This is a genomic window from Aquirufa sp. A-Brett2-W8, assembly GCF_054558755.1.
Genome location: NZ_JBPXKS010000005.1, coordinates 206,123 through 222,749 on the forward strand (window position 1 = coordinate 206,123; position 16,627 = coordinate 222,749).

Sequence of the window (16,627 nt, forward strand, 5' to 3'; positions counted from 1 at the left end):
ATTAATCCCACCTTTTTTATTTTCGCTTAAGTTTAAAATAACCCTATGAAGTATATTAACGCCTACTTATTTATCGCTTTTTCGTTTCTAGTTGTCTCTTGTAAAAACGCCACTACTTTCGAGCTTTTATCCAGTGATGATACCGGTATTCATTTTTCAAATAAGATCGTGGAGAATGACTCCTTGAGTATTTTGAAGTATGAATACCTCTACAACGGAAGCGGTGTGGGTATGGGAGATTTCAATAATGATGGGCTTTTAGATCTCTTTTTTTCAGGCTCGCAGGCGAATGCTGCTCTGTATTTGAACAAAGGGGAAATGAAGTTTGAAGAGTTAGGTAAAGCGGCTGGTTTAGACACAAAAGATCGCTGGTGTTCTGGCGTGAGTATTGTGGATATCAATGGTGATGGCTTATTAGATGTGTATGTTTCTGCGACGATGAAAAATGCAGAACGTGATCGCCAAAATATGCTCTTCGTGAACCAAGGAATTAAGGCGGGTAAGCCTAGTTTTAAGGAGATGGCAGCGGAGTATGGAATCAATGATTCGGGCCATAGCGAACATGCGGCCTTCTTTGATTATGATCGGGATGGGGATTTGGACTTATATGTTTTGACCGATGTAATTGATCAAGTGCCGTCACTATATCGTCCTAAAGTAACCGATGGGTCGTATCCGAATACCGACCGGATGTACCGCAATGATTGGTCGAAAGAAAAGAATCATCCGGTCTATACGAATGTGTCGAAAGAGGCAGGAATTACAATTGAGGGTTATGGTCTAGGGATTAATATCTGTGATATCAACCAAGATAATTGGCCAGATATCTATGTGACGAATGATTATGTCTCAGACGATATTTTGTACATCAATAACCATGATGGGACGTTTACGGATCAGGCTAAAGCGTATTTCAAGCACACCAGTTTATCGGCAATGGGTAATGATGTGGCAGATATCAATAATGATGGACGTCCTGATATCGTGGCCTTAGATATGTTGCCTAAGGACAATGAGCGTAAGAAGCAATTAGCGCCGCCTAATAGCTACCAGTCCTATCAAAACAGTGATATACACGGTTATACGTATCAATACATGCGTAATACCTTACAGTTAAATGCAGGTAAAAAGGCGGATGGTTCTCCTGCGCCTTTCCAGGAGATTAGTTTGATGGCTGGCATGGCAGAAACAGAGTGGAGCTGGTGCCCTTCTTTGGCAGATTTTGATAATGATGGTTTCCGTGATTTGATGATTACTAATGGTTTTCCTCGGGACGTGACGGATCGTGATTTTATGCTGTATCGTGCGAATTCCGCTCGTTTGGCATCTGATGCGATTCTATTAGAGCAAATGCCGGTTATTAAGGTAAATAATTATGCCTTTAAGAATAAGGGAGGAATGCATTTTGACGATGTGAGTGCGGCTTGGGGAATTCAACGTCCGTCCTTCTCTAATGGGGCGTCTTATGGAGATTTAGATAATGATGGGGATTTGGACTATGTAGTTAATAATATCAATGACGAGGCTTTTGTTTACCAAAACAATACGGTAGAATCAAATGCTGATAAGGGTCATTATTTGCGTGTTAAGATGGAGGGTAAAGGCCAAAATACCCAAGGTATTGGAACCCGCATCGAAGGTTTGTATGCGGATGGCACTTATTTTTATTATGAGAATTCGCCTTTTAGAGGTTATTTATCTAGTGTGGAGGCCGTGGCTCATATTGGCTTAGGGGCAAAGCAGAAAATTAAAGAATTGCGCATTATTTGGCCCAATGATTCGATGCAGGTCATTACTCGACCTGGGGTGGATAAGCTCTTGAAAGTAAAAATTTCGGATGCAAAACAGCCTTATGTTTCTTTATACCAGACACAAGCACCCTTATTGCAAGATGTAACGGATCAAATGCAATTAACGGATGTACACAAGGAATTAGACTTTATTGATTTTAATTACCAAAGTTTAACCCCTTTCAAAATGTCTCAACTAGGGCCAGGAGCATCTGTAGGGGATGTGAATGGCGATGGTTTGGAAGATTTCTTCGTGGGAGGAGCTAAGTTTTATTCAGGAATCTTCTATCTACAACAGCCGTCGGGAAAATTCGTAGCGAAATTCCTAGAAGGGATGGCGGAGAAGAAGGAAAAATTAGGGGAGGATTTAGGGTCGCTGTTGATTGATATGGACCGCGATGGAGATTTGGACTTATATATTGCGAGAGGGGGAACAGAAGGTCAAATAGGGGCAGCTAGCTTGCAGGATGTCATCTATTCGAATGATGGGAAGGGGAATTTTACCCTAGTTTCAGCTGCTTTGCCAGCGTTTACGGAAAGTAATGCGGCAGTTCGTGCCGTTGATTTTGATAAGGATGGTGATTTAGATCTTTATGTGAGTGGACGCAATGTTCCGTTCTCTTATCCACAAGGAACTCCATCTCGTTTGCTTCGTAATGATTCAAAATCAGGATCGATTAAATATACGGATTTGACGTCGAAATGGGCACCAGATTTATTGAAACCTGGTTTAGCTTGTGATGCGGTTTGGACGGATGTGAACAACGATGGCTGGTCAGATTTAGTGGTTGCTGGTGAGTTTATGCCGATTCAGATTTATCAAAACGAGAAAGGGCAGTTGGTAAAATTAGAAAAGACGGGATTAGAGGAGATGACGGGTCTTTGGGGATCCGTGACAGCGGCAGATTTTGACCAAGACGGTGATATGGACTTAGTAGCGGGTAATATGGGTAAGAATACCTTATTGCGTGCAAATGCGAAGCAGCCAGTAGATGTTTTACATGGCGATGTGGATGCAAACGGAGTGTATGATATATTCCCCTTTGTTTATTTCCAAAGCGCGGCTGGTACTCCCGTTTCAGCGCCTTTGTTTGGGAAAGATGATGTTCACAAACAATTAAATTCAACGCGTCAGCGCTGGGTATATTACAAAGATTACGGAAAGATCACGCAAAATGATTTCTTAACGGAAAAAGAGAAGGCGAAGGCCTCTAAATTATCCTTTACGGAAAATGCTTCGATGTATATGGAGAATCTAGGGGGAGGCCATTTTAAAGCAAAGGCTTTGCCGGATATGGCACAATTATCGTCTTTAAATGGGATGCAGATTTTGGATGTAAATTCGGACGGTTTTTTAGATATCCTATATGTGGGCAATAACTTTGCGAACGAGGTTGCTATGGGTCGTTACGATGCTTCGAATGGGGGTGTTTTATTAGGCAATGGCAAAGGATTCACTTACGCTCAGAACTCAGGTATGCTGGTGCCAGCGGATGCGAAATCGCTGGTGGGTATTCAAGTGGGATCCGAATTAGCCTTTATAGCTTTTCAAAACCGAGGTCCAATGAAGGCATTTAAACTTAATTCGGCGCTGGAGAAAGCAGCGGTGAAGCCGGGGCAAGCATTTAGCTATACCTTTAAGGGTCATAAACAAAAGGTCGACTGGAACTATGGTTCGTCTTATTTAAGCCAAAGTGCAAGCGCACAGGCTTTCATTCCTAAGGGGGCAAAACTTAATTAGCGAATCGTATTTCTTAAAAGTCTAATCTGAAGGCCAGGTGTTAATATAACGCCTGGCTTTGGTTTTCCAAATTGAAAATTACCTAGAAGTAGGTCTATATCCCCATCTCTGTCGAAATCACCTGCATCCATGGCCATATAACGCGCATCATCTGGAAGACTTAGATTACTGACTTGAAATTGTAGTTTCCCTTGGTTTTGGAAGTACAAAAACGATTCGTTTTTCCCTTTATCATTCTCCGAAAAGAAGGCGATCATGGCTAGATCAAGGTCCCCATCTCCATCAAAATCGCGCGCGAGTGTTTTAGTGGCTCCATAAGCGGGGTAAAAATAGGCTTCCTTGAAATTATTATTTCCATCGTTGATAAATAGGTGTACCCCGTGGTACGCTTTTTTTGTATTTGAATTGTCTGCATTATCCCCATTAGAAATGACGATATCATCAAATCCATCCTGGTTCAAATCAGCCACTTCCATAAAACTGCTTCCCCAAACCGACTCAAATTGTAGCAGCGGTTTTTCAACAAACATTCCTAGTCCCTTGTTTATAAATAAGGAAACACCTTCTTTCGCCTCCGCCATCAGGACTAGAATATCTGGTTTTCCATCCTTCGAATAGTCTTTAATAATGACATTTCTGGCACCTGGCTGCGACTTTAACAGATGCCGCTCTTTTGATTTTCCATCCACCCAAATCAACTGTCCGGCCTGATATCCATATTCGCATAGGAGATAATCCATTGTGCCATCGCCATTAAAATCGGCCACTTGCATATCGACAGGGCGCTTTAAGCCGTCGACTAATTTAGCAAGTTTTCCGCCTGAATTAACCTGAAATAATTCCCCAATTTTTTCATCATTCGGAAGTATTTTTCCAATACTTAAAAGATAGGTCTTCCCTTGAATAAAGGCGGTGTTGACATTAGGGCTAGGGGTTTGAAGGATAGAGTTAACTTGAAGTTTACTGTCTATAATTACCGTTTCATTGGTATTCATTCCTATCCAAGCTTCGGATTTAGAGGGGTGCACTTTGATAGAAGTAACTCGTCCTTGTTTAAGGGATGGAGATAGGAAGTCCTCCTTTTTGAAATTAAAAGTTTGTGATGATATAGGACTTTTCGCTTTTTGAGGAAGGGGATTTTTTGGTGCGTTTGTTACATAATAATCAACAATTGCCTGCCAATCTTCCACGCTCATAGCCGGTGTATCTGGAAAGATATTTAGGTCTACAGCTGTCTGAAATTGCTCCTCCGTAATTTTTGCCGCTAATTCAAACTTGTTGCGCATGCCGAAACGGTAGGACATATCCATCAGCACTTGGTCGTTCCAGGTCTTTTTGTCCAAAAGACTTGGATCTGGAAACTTGTGGCAAGAACTGCAATTTTCTTTGGCAAGTTCTTCACCCGTTTTTTTAGAACTGCAGGCAAATGTAAAAAGGATAATAAAAACGAAGGCTAAAATTCTCATTAGGGTAAGGCGGTTGCAGTGGAACTAATTAGCGTGGAATCCCCACCGATACCACCTACACAGCTAAAGTCAAAAACGATGTTTTCGGGTTTAATAAAGGGCATTTTTTGATACCCATCTAAGGCGAGTGATCGATCAGCGTAGACTTTTTCCATGAATTTAGTAAAGGCAGGCATGGCCATTTTAGCACCTTGTCCTAAACTTATATTTCTAAAGTGAATACTTCGGTCATCGCCTCCTACCCAAACTCCAGTAACTAGTTTTTGGGTAACTCCCATGAACCAACCATCAGAGAAATTCGAGGTTGTACCCGTTTTTGCTCCTATTTCATTTCCAGCTGCGATGGAGCTTCGGTTTAGACCCTCGGCCGTTCCGCCGGGTTCACGTACAGCTCCCTGTAACATAAAGGTCATCAGGTAGGCGGTTTCTGGTTTCATTACCGCTTTAGCCGTAGGGGAGAATTCCCTTAATACCACGCCATTTTTATCCGTAATCTTAAGAATGATAATAGGATCGATTTTTTCACCTCCATTCGCAAAGGTGCTATAGGCAGAAACTTGTTCTAAGACCGAAACCTCTGAAGTACCTAGGCAAAGTGACGGACCTTCATAGAGTGGACTTGTAATTCCAGCTTTGTGTGCGAAATCGGCAATTTTACTCGCGCCCATAGACTTCATTAATTTAGCCGATATGGTATTAATCGAACGTCCCATCGCTCTGCGAAGGGTCAAGTTTTCGTAGCTGTATTTGCCGTCAGAGTTTTGAGGAGTCCACGTATCATTCGTTAATCCATCCTCCGTACCAAAAGTCACGGGTTCATCCACATACTTATCGCAAGGCGTCGCTATTTCATTTTCAATCGCCGCACCATAGACGAATGGCTTGAAAGTAGAGCCGGGTTGGCGCTTACTTTGGGAAATATGATCATACTTAAAGTACTTATAATTAATTCCCCCTATCCAGGATTTTACGTGTCCGTTCGTCGGATCCATGGACATCATACCAATATTTAGAATGCGCTTATAATAACGCATGGAATCCAATGGACTTAAGGTGGTGTCGATGTCCCCGTGATAGGAGAAAACAGTCATTTTAATGGGACGTTTTAATTCTTCCCAAACACGCATCTCATCATTATTATAGGCCTCCATCAAATCTCGGTACCGTTGCGTGCGCTTCATCGCAGTAGAAATAAAGCCTTTTAACTCTTGCATCTTTTCATTTACCCAGGGATTGCGTCCTGCCCAATGCTGATTGAAAGCAATTTGTTCCGCCTTCATGTGCTCTTGTACCGCATCTTGTGCATATTTTTGCATGCGGGAGTCGATCGTAGTGTGAATGCGCAAGCCACTCGTATACAGGTTTAACTGTTGATCCTCTGGGCGATCTTTATTAATCTCTTGTAGGACGCCTAAAATTTCTTTACGAATAGATTCCCGTAAATAGGGGGCGGAACCCGTATTCTGATTCTCCACTTTATAATGTAGATTCAAAGGATTCGTTTTCATTTTTTCTGCATCCTCTTCCGTTACAAATTCGTATTTCGCTAATTGATCTAACACGGTATTTCGGCGCGCGAGAGTACGTTCTGGACGTAAGCGAGGATCGTATAAAGACGGGTTTTGTAATAATCCGATCAGCGTTGCTGCTTCGGCATAGCTGACGGTTTGGACGTTTTTCTGGAAGTAAGTACGGCAAGCGACTTGAATGCCATAGGCGTTATTCCCAAAACTCACTTCATTCAAATACATAGCCATGATCTCTTGCTTCGTATAACGGCGCTCTAATTTGATGGCTAAAATCCATTCCTTCACTTTTGCAATAGCCGTTCTCAGCCCTCCCACTTTCATCAATAAACCCACATAAATCGGATCATCTTCTCCGTATTCCAAGGAACGCGTATGAAATAAGTTCTTTGCTAATTGCTGCGAGATGGTACTGCCTCCTCCAGAAGTTCCAAAAGTGAATAATACCCGTGCCATAGAACGCACATCAATTCCCGAATGGTTGATGAAACGGGCATCCTCCGTCGCCATAAGCGTGTTTACAATCACGGAAGGCAATTCTTCGAACTCTACTGGATTTCTATTCTCTCTGAAGTATTTGCCTATTTCTTCGCCATCTTCTGAAATTAAAAGGGATGCCTCTTGACTCTTCGGATTTTCTAGTTCCTGTAAACTAGGCATCCCACCAAATAGCCAAAGAAAATTATAATTAACCGCCGTGATAAACAGAATGGCAAACAAGAATGTGCCACCAAAAATTTTATAGGCTAAACTAATTTTATTCAGCTTATTTTCTTTGTTGAATTCTATCATTTGTTGATCAGCTTTAGCATTTCGGTGGCCTCTTTCAGTAGTGGATTAGTGGGAAAGGAAATTATAAACTCTTGTAACAGATTTTTACATTCTTCTGTCTCCTGCATCCCCGCTTTAGAAAGCGCCAATAAAAATACAATTTTATCTTCCAATTTACTACCGGGATAATTTTGTTGTATGAAAAGACAGGCCTCCATGGTGAACTTAAAATCCTTTGCTTCAAAACGCACAAATGCGTCCTCGTATTTTTTCTGTGCTTGTAATTCTTTGTTCTCAGATAAAATCCCATTTTCTAATTTTAGAATCATAGTCTTGAAATAGGAACTGGGGTAGCGTTCGAATAAAGTAGATCGGAAGCTGGATTTCTCCACTCCTTCACTACTTAAATAGCGGATATACAGCGCTTCTGCTTCAAAGGCCGTACTGGGATAATCCGTCAAAAGTCTTTTAAGCATGGTATTAGCTAGCTCATTTTCCCCTAATTCTAAGCGGGCTAGTTTTCCTAATTTAAACAAGGATTCCTCCATTGTTTTCGCTGCTTTTAATTTTGCAGCGGAACTCATTGGGATAGATTTCATCCAGTTTTCTTCCGCTTGTCCATTCGTTTCCTTGCTTGAGCCTATTGTTTTTTCAGGGGCAACATTTGTCATAGCGGCAAGGCTAATGCTGGTATTTTTGTTTTTACGATTCCAAAAATCTTCTAATGTTCGATTTCCCCATCGATTAGAAAATTCAATACTGCCCTGAATGCGCGCCTGTTCATTATTGAAATAAAAATTTTGTTGATCGGAACTAAATCCTCTCCTTGTGAAAATAGGTGCCACCGTTTTCGTGATAAGCGAAGCTTTTTTTACCGTGTCCTTCTGTTGTTTTAAAAATTTATCGTGCAAGGCGGCAGGACTTAGAGTTGCTAAATGGAGTAGCGAGTCTTGCAAAGTAACCTGTTTAGATAGGGCTGCATACTTGCCCCAGGATAATTTTAATTTTTGTGCTTTTGCAAAATCTGGATGATTCGATGAAAGGTAGGTGGCAGCGCTATCATAGTAGCTTGCTGCTAGATCATAGTCTTTCATTTGTTTGGCAAAAAGACCCCCTAATTGAAAATAGAGTTCACCCTTATTCGGGTTATTTTCGCCACCTTTTTCCCAGTTTTCTTTGGCTTTTTTAAAGTTTTTCCGAGCATAATAATATTGCCCTATTTTCACGTAGATGAAAGATTTGTGGTCTTCATTTTTCGGATCTTTCAACATTTGATTCAAGGCCTCGACATTTCCTTCCAGCTGGTGGATGGCAAGGCTTGCTTGCAATTGTAAATCGTAGCTCGGCTTGTTGTTAATTACTGTTTTAAAGCTCTCTAAAGCTAAATTAGGCTGATTATTTTCGCTAAATAATTGTCCCATGATGAAGGAAATGCGTGCCTTTTCGTCCCCTTTTTTTATAAATTTGGAGGCTTCCTGCAAAATGGCTACTGCTTTCAATGGTTCATTCAGGAGCTGAAAGGAATAGGCTTTGAGTAGTAAAAATTGTTTTTTCTCGTTGGAATTCAAGGGATTCTCGCTCAGGAATTCTTCGATTTTCTCGGCTGAAGTAAACTCAAGTTGATGTAAATAGATTTCATAAAGAGCTAGCATAGCCTCCGGTCTAATTTCGAGGGAATTGACATATTTATAGGTTTCGATGGCATTTTTCAGGTCGTTTTGGTATAAACGACCTTTACCTATCAGCAGGTAAGCATCAAGGATGAAATGGGAATTTTGGTGTCGATCGATGACTAAAGACGCTTTACGAATTAATTCTTTGATGTCTTTTTCGTTGCCTTGTTTAAAGCTGGAGTCCCGGGGAATAATGATAGGCAAAATGGAGTTATAACTCTCTTTCCTTTCGGCAAAAGCTTTTTTTTGCAATTCTTTATCTAACCTGGATGCCTGCCAAATGGCATTGTATTTTGCATTCACATTATGAAAGCTGACGGCCACAGGCTTGTTACTGTATTGAGAACAAGACCAGGTGCCGAGGGCCAGAAAAAGCAAGATGAAAATCCTGTGCATAAGGTTCAAAAGAACAATTTTCAAATTTACGATTTATCTTCCCGAAAATTGGATAAATTTAGGTGAATATGAATTCATACCAAAAATTCTTAGGCGCTGCCTTTCAGATGCTCGCTACCATACTTGCCGGTGTTTTTGCGGGTCGCTATCTCGATGGCTATTTTAGTACCGAAAAACCGTGGTTTACCATTATTTTTTCGCTGGGATCGATCGCTTTTGCGCTTTTGGCACTCATCAAAAGTCTTCCCAAATAGCTTTCGCAGAAGCGCAGATAATTCCGTATTTTTGTCATTAAAATATCAATCTATTGTTTACTCAGCGGCGAAATCTGATTTTCTTGTTTTTCGGAATCATTGGGCTCTTGTTCATTGGGAAGTTGTTTTTCCTGCAAGTGGTCGATGACACGTATGAAAAAGCGGCTGATAATAACGCGATTCGGAAAATTATTCAGATACCTTTTCGAGGCGAAGTTTACGATCGATTTGGTAAATTAATTGTTTATAATACCCCCGTTTATGATTTGTATATGATTCCGCGAAAAGCCGTGGTGAAGGATACGAATCATTTTTGTCAAGTATTTCGGGTGACTAGAGAATATTTCATTAAAACAACTCAGCGGGCAAGGGCCTATTCGCGGGTAAAACCAAGTTTATTTTTGAAGCATTTATCGAAAGAAGATTTTGCCAGTGTACAAGATGCTATGGTTGATTTTCCGGGTTTCTTTTTTGAGACAAATGCCTTTCGCACCTATCAATCCCGTTCCTTTTCGAACGCCTTAGGTTACGTCGCAGAGATTAGTCCCACTGCTCTTGTTGATCAGAAGGACGATTATTACCGCCAAGGGGATTATGTGGGTATTTCTGGAATTGAATCCTTTTATGAGGAAACTTTGCGAGGTCAGAGAGGAGTGAAATACCGGATGGTGAATAGCAATGGTGTGGAAAAGGGCGATTATAAAAATGGCTCCTTGAACATTAACCCCATATCCGGGAATAATCTATATACCTCTATTGACTTAGAAATTCAGGAATATGCAGATAGCTTAATGCAGCATAAGGTAGGTAGTGTCGTGGCCATCGAACCTTCGACTGGAGAAATTTTAGCGATGGTTTCGGCACCGTCTTATGATGCGAGTCTTTTGACGGGTAATAATTTTTCGAATTATTACCAACAATTAGCCTTGGATCCGATGAAGCCACTGCTAAATAGACCGCCCTCTGCTTATTATCGTCCGGGGTCTACTTTCAAATTAGTGCAAGCCTTGGTAGGTCAACAACTTGGCTTTATCGGTCCAGGTACGGTCTATTCGCATGCTGGTGCTCCGGTTAAATGCCACGTGCACGGACCGGTGGATTTGCGAGGAGCGATTCGCGTGTCGTGTAACCCTTATTTTTATCATGCCTTTCGCAAGATGATTTACGATAATACTTCCGGAGACACGTATGAGCGTTCGGCTACAGGATTGCAACGTTGGGCTGACTTGGTCGCTAATTTTGGGTTTGGACGTAAGTTAGGGGTTGATTTAGGAAACGAGAAGAAGGGGATTTTGCCAAACGTAGATTATTATAATGCCGTTTATAAAGGGGAGAAAAGTTGGAAATTTTCTAATATCTATTCGATAAGTATTGGCGAAGGGGAAATTGTCGTTAGTCCCTTGAAAATGGCAAATCTCGCAGCAATCATCGCCAATAGAGGCTGGTATATTCCGCCTCACGTGGTGAAAGGGGTGGGTTTAGCAAAAAGCATTGATCCTTTTTATAAAACTCCCGTAAAAGTGGGGGTAGAGGCTAAATATTTCAATGTCGTCATTGATGGAATGCAAGATGCTGTCGCAAATGGTACGGTGGGTCCTGATGGTAAAATTCCTGACATATTGATGGTGGGCAAAACGGGTACATCCCAGAATCAAAAGGGGAAGGATCACTCGATTTTTATCGCTTTTGCCCCAAGAGATAATCCGAAGATCGCGATTGCTGTTTTTGTGGAAAATGCGGGTTTCGGTGGTTCTGCTGCAGCACCTATTGCTTCTTTAGTAGTTGAAAAATACTTAAAACGGAAAGTGGATCGCAAAGCGGTGGAAACCAAATTCCTGAATATGAATTATTTGCCAAATGCGTACGGTGGTATTGCTCGAAAGAAGCTTGCCATTGATTCAACTAAAAAATGACAGATTCGAATCACATACAAGGTCGCCTCGATTGGATAACGGTAGGATTCTATGTGTTTTTCATCGGATTAGGCTGGTTGAATATCTATTCGGCCGTCTATAGTCCGGATGCGCCTCTTTCATTCTCAGATCCTGCTTTCTATGATTCGAATGCGGGGAAACAATTAGTTTGGATAGGAACAAGTTTAGTGCTGATTGTATGTATTTTAGTAATCGATTTTCGTTTTTTCGAATCCTTTGCTCTGTTTATTTACCTCGGTTTATTGCTTTTATTAATTGCCGTGCCATTTTTAGGGGTGACAATTAATGGGTCTCATTCTTGGTTTAAATTTGGGAGTGCCACCATTCAGCCTGCCGAATTTGCTAAAACAGCCACCGCCCTTTTACTAGCTAAATACCTAAATGATCCGCTAGTGAACCTAAGTAAATTTTCATATCAATGGAAGGCCGCCTTGATTATAGGTATCCCCATGGTATTGATTATTGGTTCGAATGAGACGGGCTCTGCCTTAGTTTTCGCCTCGTTTATTATTCTATTGTACCGGGAGGGCTTGCCAGGAACCTATCCTGCTTTATTTATGGGGGGGATTGTACTTTTTGTTTCGGCCCTGCTTGTGAAGGCTTGGGTGATCTTACTCGTTTTGGTTTTGTTGACAGGTCTTTTAGTGGTATTTCTACCCATTTACATGCAAAGAGATCCCAAGACCTATTTACGTCTTTCAGGTGCCATTGCTGGAATTATGACCTTGGCTTTATTAGTCGACTGGGTAGTGAATAACGTCTTAAAAGAACACCAAAGAAACCGTATTCGCGTGTTAATTGATCCAGGATTTGATCCTCGAGGTCTAGGTTACCAGGTGACACAATCGAAAATTGCGATTGGATCTGGGGGATTTTGGGGTAAGGGTTTTTTAGGAGGGACGCAAACAAAATTTGATTTCGTTCCGGAGCAAAGTACCGACATGGTATTCTGTACCATTGGGGAAGAGCACGGCTTTATTGGTGTGATGTTGATGATTCTACTTTTCCTGGGTTTTCTTTGGCGATTAATGTATTTAGCGGATTTACAGCGTTCCCGTTTTGCACGCGCCTATGGCTATGGATTAGTAGGAATTCTGTTTTTTCACTTTTTAGTTAATATAGGGATGACGATTGGCTTGATGCCCATTATGGGAATTCCTTTACCCTTTTTTAGTTACGGGGGATCGTCTTTATGGTCTTTCACTATTTTGCTTTTTATCTTTTTAAAACTAGACTCTCACCGGTCAGATATGCTTTCTCGCTAGTATGGAAAACGAAACTATTTCTACTAAAGCTAAAATGCTCATCGCCGTCGCCGCTCTCGGCTACTTCGTGGATGTGTATGATTTGATTTTATTCTCGGTAGTAAGAAATCCTAGCTTGATGAGCCTAGGTTTAAAAGGCAATGACTTATTGAATCAGGGTTTGAACTTGATGAATGTCCAAATGGGCGGAATGTTGCTAGGAGGAATTTTGTGGGGAATTTATGGGGACAAAAAAGGTCGAAAATCAGTATTATTCGGGTCTATTCTATTGTATTCTGCCGCCAATGCGTTGAATGGATTAGTAACTGATTTGAATACCTACGCCATCATACGTTTTATTGCAGGAATAGGGCTTGCAGGTGAATTAGGAGCTGGGATTACGCTGGTAAATGAAACTTTGCCGCCATCCAAGCGAGGTATTGGAACCTTAATTATTGCAGGTGTGGGCGCGGCTGGAGCCGTTTTTGCCCCAATCATTGCCGGCTTAAGTGCAGATCCCGAGTGGTGGAGATCTTGTTATTTTATAGGTGGAGGAATGGGATTAGCGCTCTTACTTTTGCGTTTAGGGACATTCGAATCATCCATGTATACGGAAATGGATGATAAAGTAGAACGAGGAAATTTCTTTCAGCTTTTTCAAAATCCAGCGACTTTTAAAAAATACCTGTATTGCATTTTGATGGGCTTGCCTATTTGGTATATCATCGGAATTTTGGTCTTTTCAGCACCGGAAATTTCGAAGTTGATAGGTATTGATGGAAAAATCAGTGGCGGGGATGCGATTATGTTTTGCTATATAGGTCTTGCCACTGGGGATTTTGCGGCTGGCGCCCTAAGTCAATGGCTGAAGAGTCGCGGGAAAGCTGTTTTAACCTATTTATTTATTGCGGTGGGGATTTGCATGTATTATCTCTTTGGGATGTCTAATATTACTACCACGCATGCTTATGTGATGATTACCTTGCTAGGTTTCTTTGGAGGTTATTGGGCCGTATTTTTGACCTTTTCGTCAGAACAGTTTGGGACGAATGTTCGAATGACCGTTACGACGACGGTGCCTAATTTTGTTCGGGGAGCACTAATTCCTATTTCTTTACTCTTTAAGTTTTTAATTCCGTCGGTAGGCTTGATTCATTCTGCTGCTTATGTAGGGATTTTATGCTTTGCTTTGGCCATCTATTCCGTCTATCAACTGAAGGAAACGTTCGGCAAATCCTTAGACTACACTGAATAATGGCCCTTATTTCGAAAAAGAAGACCCTTTATCGGATTAATCAACAGCTTCGCAGGTATTTACATAAATACAACCGGGAGCATGAGATGAATATTAGCTATACTGATCTGTTGCGCTATGATAATTCCATTGTTCTTTATGATAAGAATGAAGTGGATACCCTTTGGGAGACAGTTTTTTACTCTCCGGGCGATCAAAAAGATGTGTATGAAGCTTTGAAACAAATCTATGCCGATTTAAAAACGGATGGAAATGAGGAGGTAATTAAGCACTTAGTGATCGATCGGGTGGATTATTGTACTTATGGAAATACGCATCCCTTTCGGATTCGGATTGTGAATCGGGTGAATGATAACTTTGATTATTTCTACATTAAAATTGCGGATGCATCTCGTGTTTATGGGCTGGAATTAGAACATATTTTATCGCCAAATAGGATCAATTATATCACCTGTGATAATACACTGGTAGAGGAACATATTGCGGGTGTGCCTGGTGACGCGTTTCTTCAGCAAGATTTGGAGAAAAATTTAGAGTCCCCCATTCGTCTTGCAAAGGAATTTGTCAAATTTAATGAGCGTTGTCTCGTCCAATTATTGGGGGATATGCATTCGGCCAATTTTGTGGTGATTACGACGCCAGATTTTGAGGAGATATATTATCGAATACGCCCCATTGACTTTGATCAGCAATGTTATGAGGGTAAGAAATCGGTTTATTTGCCACAGTATTTCAAGCAAAATAATGCCTTGATAGAATTGGGGATGAAATATATGACGCCGGAATCGGTTTGGCAATATCAAATAGAAGAGCGTTCTATGATAGCCTCTCGATTAAAGTCAGAGAGTCAACGGGTGTATGACTTAATGGATGTGATGTCAAAAGATGAGATTGCCCCTCCAGATAATGTGGAGCAATTAAAATCGGAATTAGCCAAGCATTATGAAGATGATCGTTTCTTACACTGTAAGACGATGGGGGAGATTGTTTGGTTAAGTCTTGAATTAGTGATGCGTCACTAATTATTTCTTAAAGATGGACCACATCATCAATCCATAACCCAGTAGAAAAGAAAGTCCGCCTATCGGGGCAATCGCTCCGAATATACTCCAATTAGTCAGGCAAATTAAATACAAAGATCCAGGAAAGATGATGCATCCTGCGAATTGAAAATAGGCTGCTGACTTTAAGTGTTTATTGCTGAAGTTCATCTGCCAAACCCCTAAAATCAACAAGGTGATTCCTCCATACATTTGGTAACGTGCAGCCGTCTCAAAAGTCTCCAAACGATTAATTCCGCGTAAATAATCCTTCCAGGCATGCGCACCGAAAGCGCCCAAGGCAACGGATATACCTGCCATCAACGATCCAGAAAATAAAGCAAATTTTTTCATACAGAATGCGCGCGACGCGATTTAGGGCAAGAAAAAGGCCCTGTTTCCAAGGCCTTTTACATTAAGATGCTAAAGAAACTTTCAAATCGTTTAGCTTCCGCTTAATCGAATCATCGATTTGTTGGTCACCTACCTTTAAGATAAAACCACCTATTAGGCTTTCATCTATTTGTTCGATTAATTCCACTTCTTTACCGGTGTAATCTTTCACAATTTTCGATACCGTTGCTTTCTGATCTACTGTTAAAGAAGACGCAGTCGTAACTGTAGCCTTTTGGATTCCTTTAAAATCTGTGTACATCGAAATAAATTCTTTTGCTACAGCAGGAAGAATTTTCTCGCGGTTTTTATTCGTGATAATCACGAAGATACCATAAGTCACAGGATTGAATTTATCCTTAAAAAGTTTTGCTAGGATAGCTAACTTCGTATAATGCTTGATGATTGGGCTCTTAAGCGCTAAAACTAATTCAGTACTTCCTTCGCAAGTTTCTGCGAAATCGATCATATCCTTAGCCACAGCCTCTACCGCGTTCTTTTCGATGGCGAAGTCTAGCAGTGATTTAGCGTAACGGTGAGCTACAATTAATTCTGACATGGTCTATTCGATTAAGATAATTTAACGTCAGCCATCCACTCAGTGACTAATTTCTCCTGAGTTGCTTTGTCTTTTAATTGGCTTTTTAACACTTTCTCAGCTAAATCTAAAGAAAGTGATGCTGCTTCCTTACGGATTGCTGCTACGGCACTTGATTTTTCTTGTTCGAAGACTACACGAGCTTTTTCGATTTCCTGATATGCTGCCGTTTGTGCATCTAACTTCGCTTGAGAAATCATCGCATCGGATGCTTCTTTCGCTTGTTTGATCAAAGCATCACGTTCCGCACGAGCAGACGTGATTAATTGCTCATTACCTGCTTTCAATTCAGCCATTTCAGCACGCGTTGTTTCAGATAATTTGATTGCCTCGTCGATCGATTGCTCGCGCTCGGCTAATGATTGAATGATGGGCTTCCAGGCATATTTGGCTAATAGGAAAAATAAAATTCCAAAGACAATTAGTTGCCAGAAGATAAGTCCAAAGTCTGGGGTGATTAACTCCATAGTATTTTAATTTAATGTAAATCGTTTCAAAAAACGCAATTTGGCACCTAATGTAAACCAAATTGCGTTTTAAATGGGG

Annotated in this window: 12 protein-coding genes; 6 read left to right on the forward strand and 6 right to left on the reverse strand. The window is 41.0% G+C overall.

Annotated features, from left to right (window positions below; genetic code table 11):
* Window positions 1-45: 45 nt before the first annotated feature.
* Window positions 46-3,531 carry a VCBS repeat-containing protein gene (locus tag ACST13_RS06050; protein WP_459522320.1) on the forward strand — a complete coding sequence of 1,162 codons (3,486 nt, stop codon included), beginning with the start codon at window positions 46-48 and terminating at the stop codon, window positions 3,529-3,531.
* Here ACST13_RS06050 and ACST13_RS06055 read toward each other — a convergent pair.
* The 3 genes from ACST13_RS06055 to porW are packed head-to-tail and all read right to left on the reverse strand — an operon-like array spanning window position 3,528 to window position 9,363.
* Complete coding sequence (locus tag ACST13_RS06055; RefSeq protein ID WP_459522321.1) at window positions 3,528-4,997, reverse strand: FG-GAP repeat domain-containing protein; 1,470 nt, start codon at window positions 4,995-4,997, stop codon at window positions 3,528-3,530. The two genes, ACST13_RS06050 and ACST13_RS06055, sit on opposite strands and share 4 nt — an antisense overlap.
* Window positions 4,997-7,315 carry a penicillin-binding protein 1A gene (locus ACST13_RS06060; protein WP_459522322.1) on the reverse strand — a complete coding sequence of 773 codons (2,319 nt, stop codon included), beginning with the start codon at window positions 7,313-7,315 and terminating at the stop codon, window positions 4,997-4,999. Before ACST13_RS06060 ends, ACST13_RS06055 begins: the two co-directional genes overlap by 1 nt.
* Window positions 7,312-9,363, reverse strand: a complete 2,052-nt coding sequence (gene porW, locus ACST13_RS06065; RefSeq protein WP_459522323.1) for a type IX secretion system periplasmic lipoprotein PorW/SprE — start codon at window positions 9,361-9,363, stop codon at window positions 7,312-7,314. Before porW ends, ACST13_RS06060 begins: the two co-directional genes overlap by 4 nt.
* A gap of 68 nt (window positions 9,364-9,431) precedes the next feature.
* Between porW and ACST13_RS06070 the strand changes: the two genes are divergently transcribed.
* Genes ACST13_RS06070 through ACST13_RS06090 form a run of 5 tightly spaced genes read left to right on the forward strand, consistent with a single transcriptional unit; the run spans window position 9,432 to window position 15,072 of the window.
* Window positions 9,432-9,617 carry an AtpZ/AtpI family protein gene (locus ACST13_RS06070; RefSeq protein ID WP_459522324.1) on the forward strand — a complete coding sequence of 62 codons (186 nt, stop codon included), beginning with the start codon at window positions 9,432-9,434 and terminating at the stop codon, window positions 9,615-9,617.
* 53 nt (window positions 9,618-9,670) lie between these two features.
* Window positions 9,671-11,530 (forward strand): penicillin-binding transpeptidase domain-containing protein, encoded by a 1,860-nt coding sequence (locus tag ACST13_RS06075; RefSeq protein WP_459522325.1) that lies wholly within the window; start codon window positions 9,671-9,673, stop codon window positions 11,528-11,530.
* On the forward strand, window positions 11,527-12,816 hold the full coding sequence (rodA, locus tag ACST13_RS06080) for a rod shape-determining protein RodA (protein WP_459522326.1): 1,290 nt from the start codon (window positions 11,527-11,529) through the stop codon (window positions 12,814-12,816). Before ACST13_RS06075 ends, rodA begins: the two co-directional genes overlap by 4 nt.
* A 1-nt stretch (window position 12,817) precedes the next feature.
* Window positions 12,818-14,050, forward strand: coding sequence for an MFS transporter (locus ACST13_RS06085; protein WP_459522327.1), 1,233 nt, complete (start codon window positions 12,818-12,820; stop codon window positions 14,048-14,050).
* A complete protein-coding gene (locus tag ACST13_RS06090) occupies window positions 14,050-15,072 on the forward strand; it encodes a hypothetical protein (RefSeq protein WP_459522328.1) in 1,023 nt (340 codons plus the stop codon). Before ACST13_RS06085 ends, ACST13_RS06090 begins: the two co-directional genes overlap by 1 nt.
* Here ACST13_RS06090 and ACST13_RS06095 read toward each other — a convergent pair whose 3' ends face one another.
* The 3 genes from ACST13_RS06095 to atpF form a co-directional block, all read right to left on the reverse strand.
* On the reverse strand, window positions 15,073-15,444 hold the full coding sequence (locus ACST13_RS06095; protein ID WP_459522329.1) for a DUF423 domain-containing protein: 372 nt from the start codon (window positions 15,442-15,444) through the stop codon (window positions 15,073-15,075).
* A 61-nt stretch (window positions 15,445-15,505) separates the two neighbouring features.
* A complete protein-coding gene (atpH, locus tag ACST13_RS06100) occupies window positions 15,506-16,042 on the reverse strand; it encodes an ATP synthase F1 subunit delta (protein ID WP_459522330.1) in 537 nt (178 codons plus the stop codon).
* Window positions 16,043-16,053: 11 nt separating this feature from the next.
* Window positions 16,054-16,548 carry a F0F1 ATP synthase subunit B gene (gene atpF / locus ACST13_RS06105; protein WP_459522331.1) on the reverse strand — a complete coding sequence of 165 codons (495 nt, stop codon included), beginning with the start codon at window positions 16,546-16,548 and terminating at the stop codon, window positions 16,054-16,056.
* Window positions 16,549-16,627: the final 79 nt, after the last annotated feature.

Excerpts from the sequence above, each read along its gene's own strand:
- atpF (WP_459522331.1), bottom strand. The coding sequence starts at position 16,548 with ATGGAGTTAATCACCCCAGACTTTGGACTTATCTTCTGGCAACTAATT.
- porW (WP_459522323.1), bottom strand. The coding sequence starts at position 9,363 with ATGCACAGGATTTTCATCTTGCTTTTTCTGGCCCTCGGCACCTGGTCT.
- ACST13_RS06095 (WP_459522329.1), bottom strand. The coding sequence starts at position 15,444 with ATGAAAAAATTTGCTTTATTTTCTGGATCGTTGATGGCAGGTATATCC.
- atpH (WP_459522330.1), bottom strand. The coding sequence starts at position 16,042 with ATGTCAGAATTAATTGTAGCTCACCGTTACGCTAAATCACTGCTAGAC.
- ACST13_RS06050 (WP_459522320.1), top strand. The coding sequence starts at position 46 with ATGAAGTATATTAACGCCTACTTATTTATCGCTTTTTCGTTTCTAGTT.
- rodA (WP_459522326.1), top strand. The coding sequence starts at position 11,527 with ATGACAGATTCGAATCACATACAAGGTCGCCTCGATTGGATAACGGTA.
- ACST13_RS06085 (WP_459522327.1), top strand. The coding sequence starts at position 12,818 with ATGGAAAACGAAACTATTTCTACTAAAGCTAAAATGCTCATCGCCGTC.
- ACST13_RS06070 (WP_459522324.1), top strand. The coding sequence starts at position 9,432 with ATGAATTCATACCAAAAATTCTTAGGCGCTGCCTTTCAGATGCTCGCT.
- ACST13_RS06060 (WP_459522322.1), bottom strand. The coding sequence starts at position 7,315 with ATGATAGAATTCAACAAAGAAAATAAGCTGAATAAAATTAGTTTAGCC.
- ACST13_RS06055 (WP_459522321.1), bottom strand. The coding sequence starts at position 4,997 with ATGAGAATTTTAGCCTTCGTTTTTATTATCCTTTTTACATTTGCCTGC.
- ACST13_RS06090 (WP_459522328.1), top strand. The coding sequence starts at position 14,050 with ATGGCCCTTATTTCGAAAAAGAAGACCCTTTATCGGATTAATCAACAG.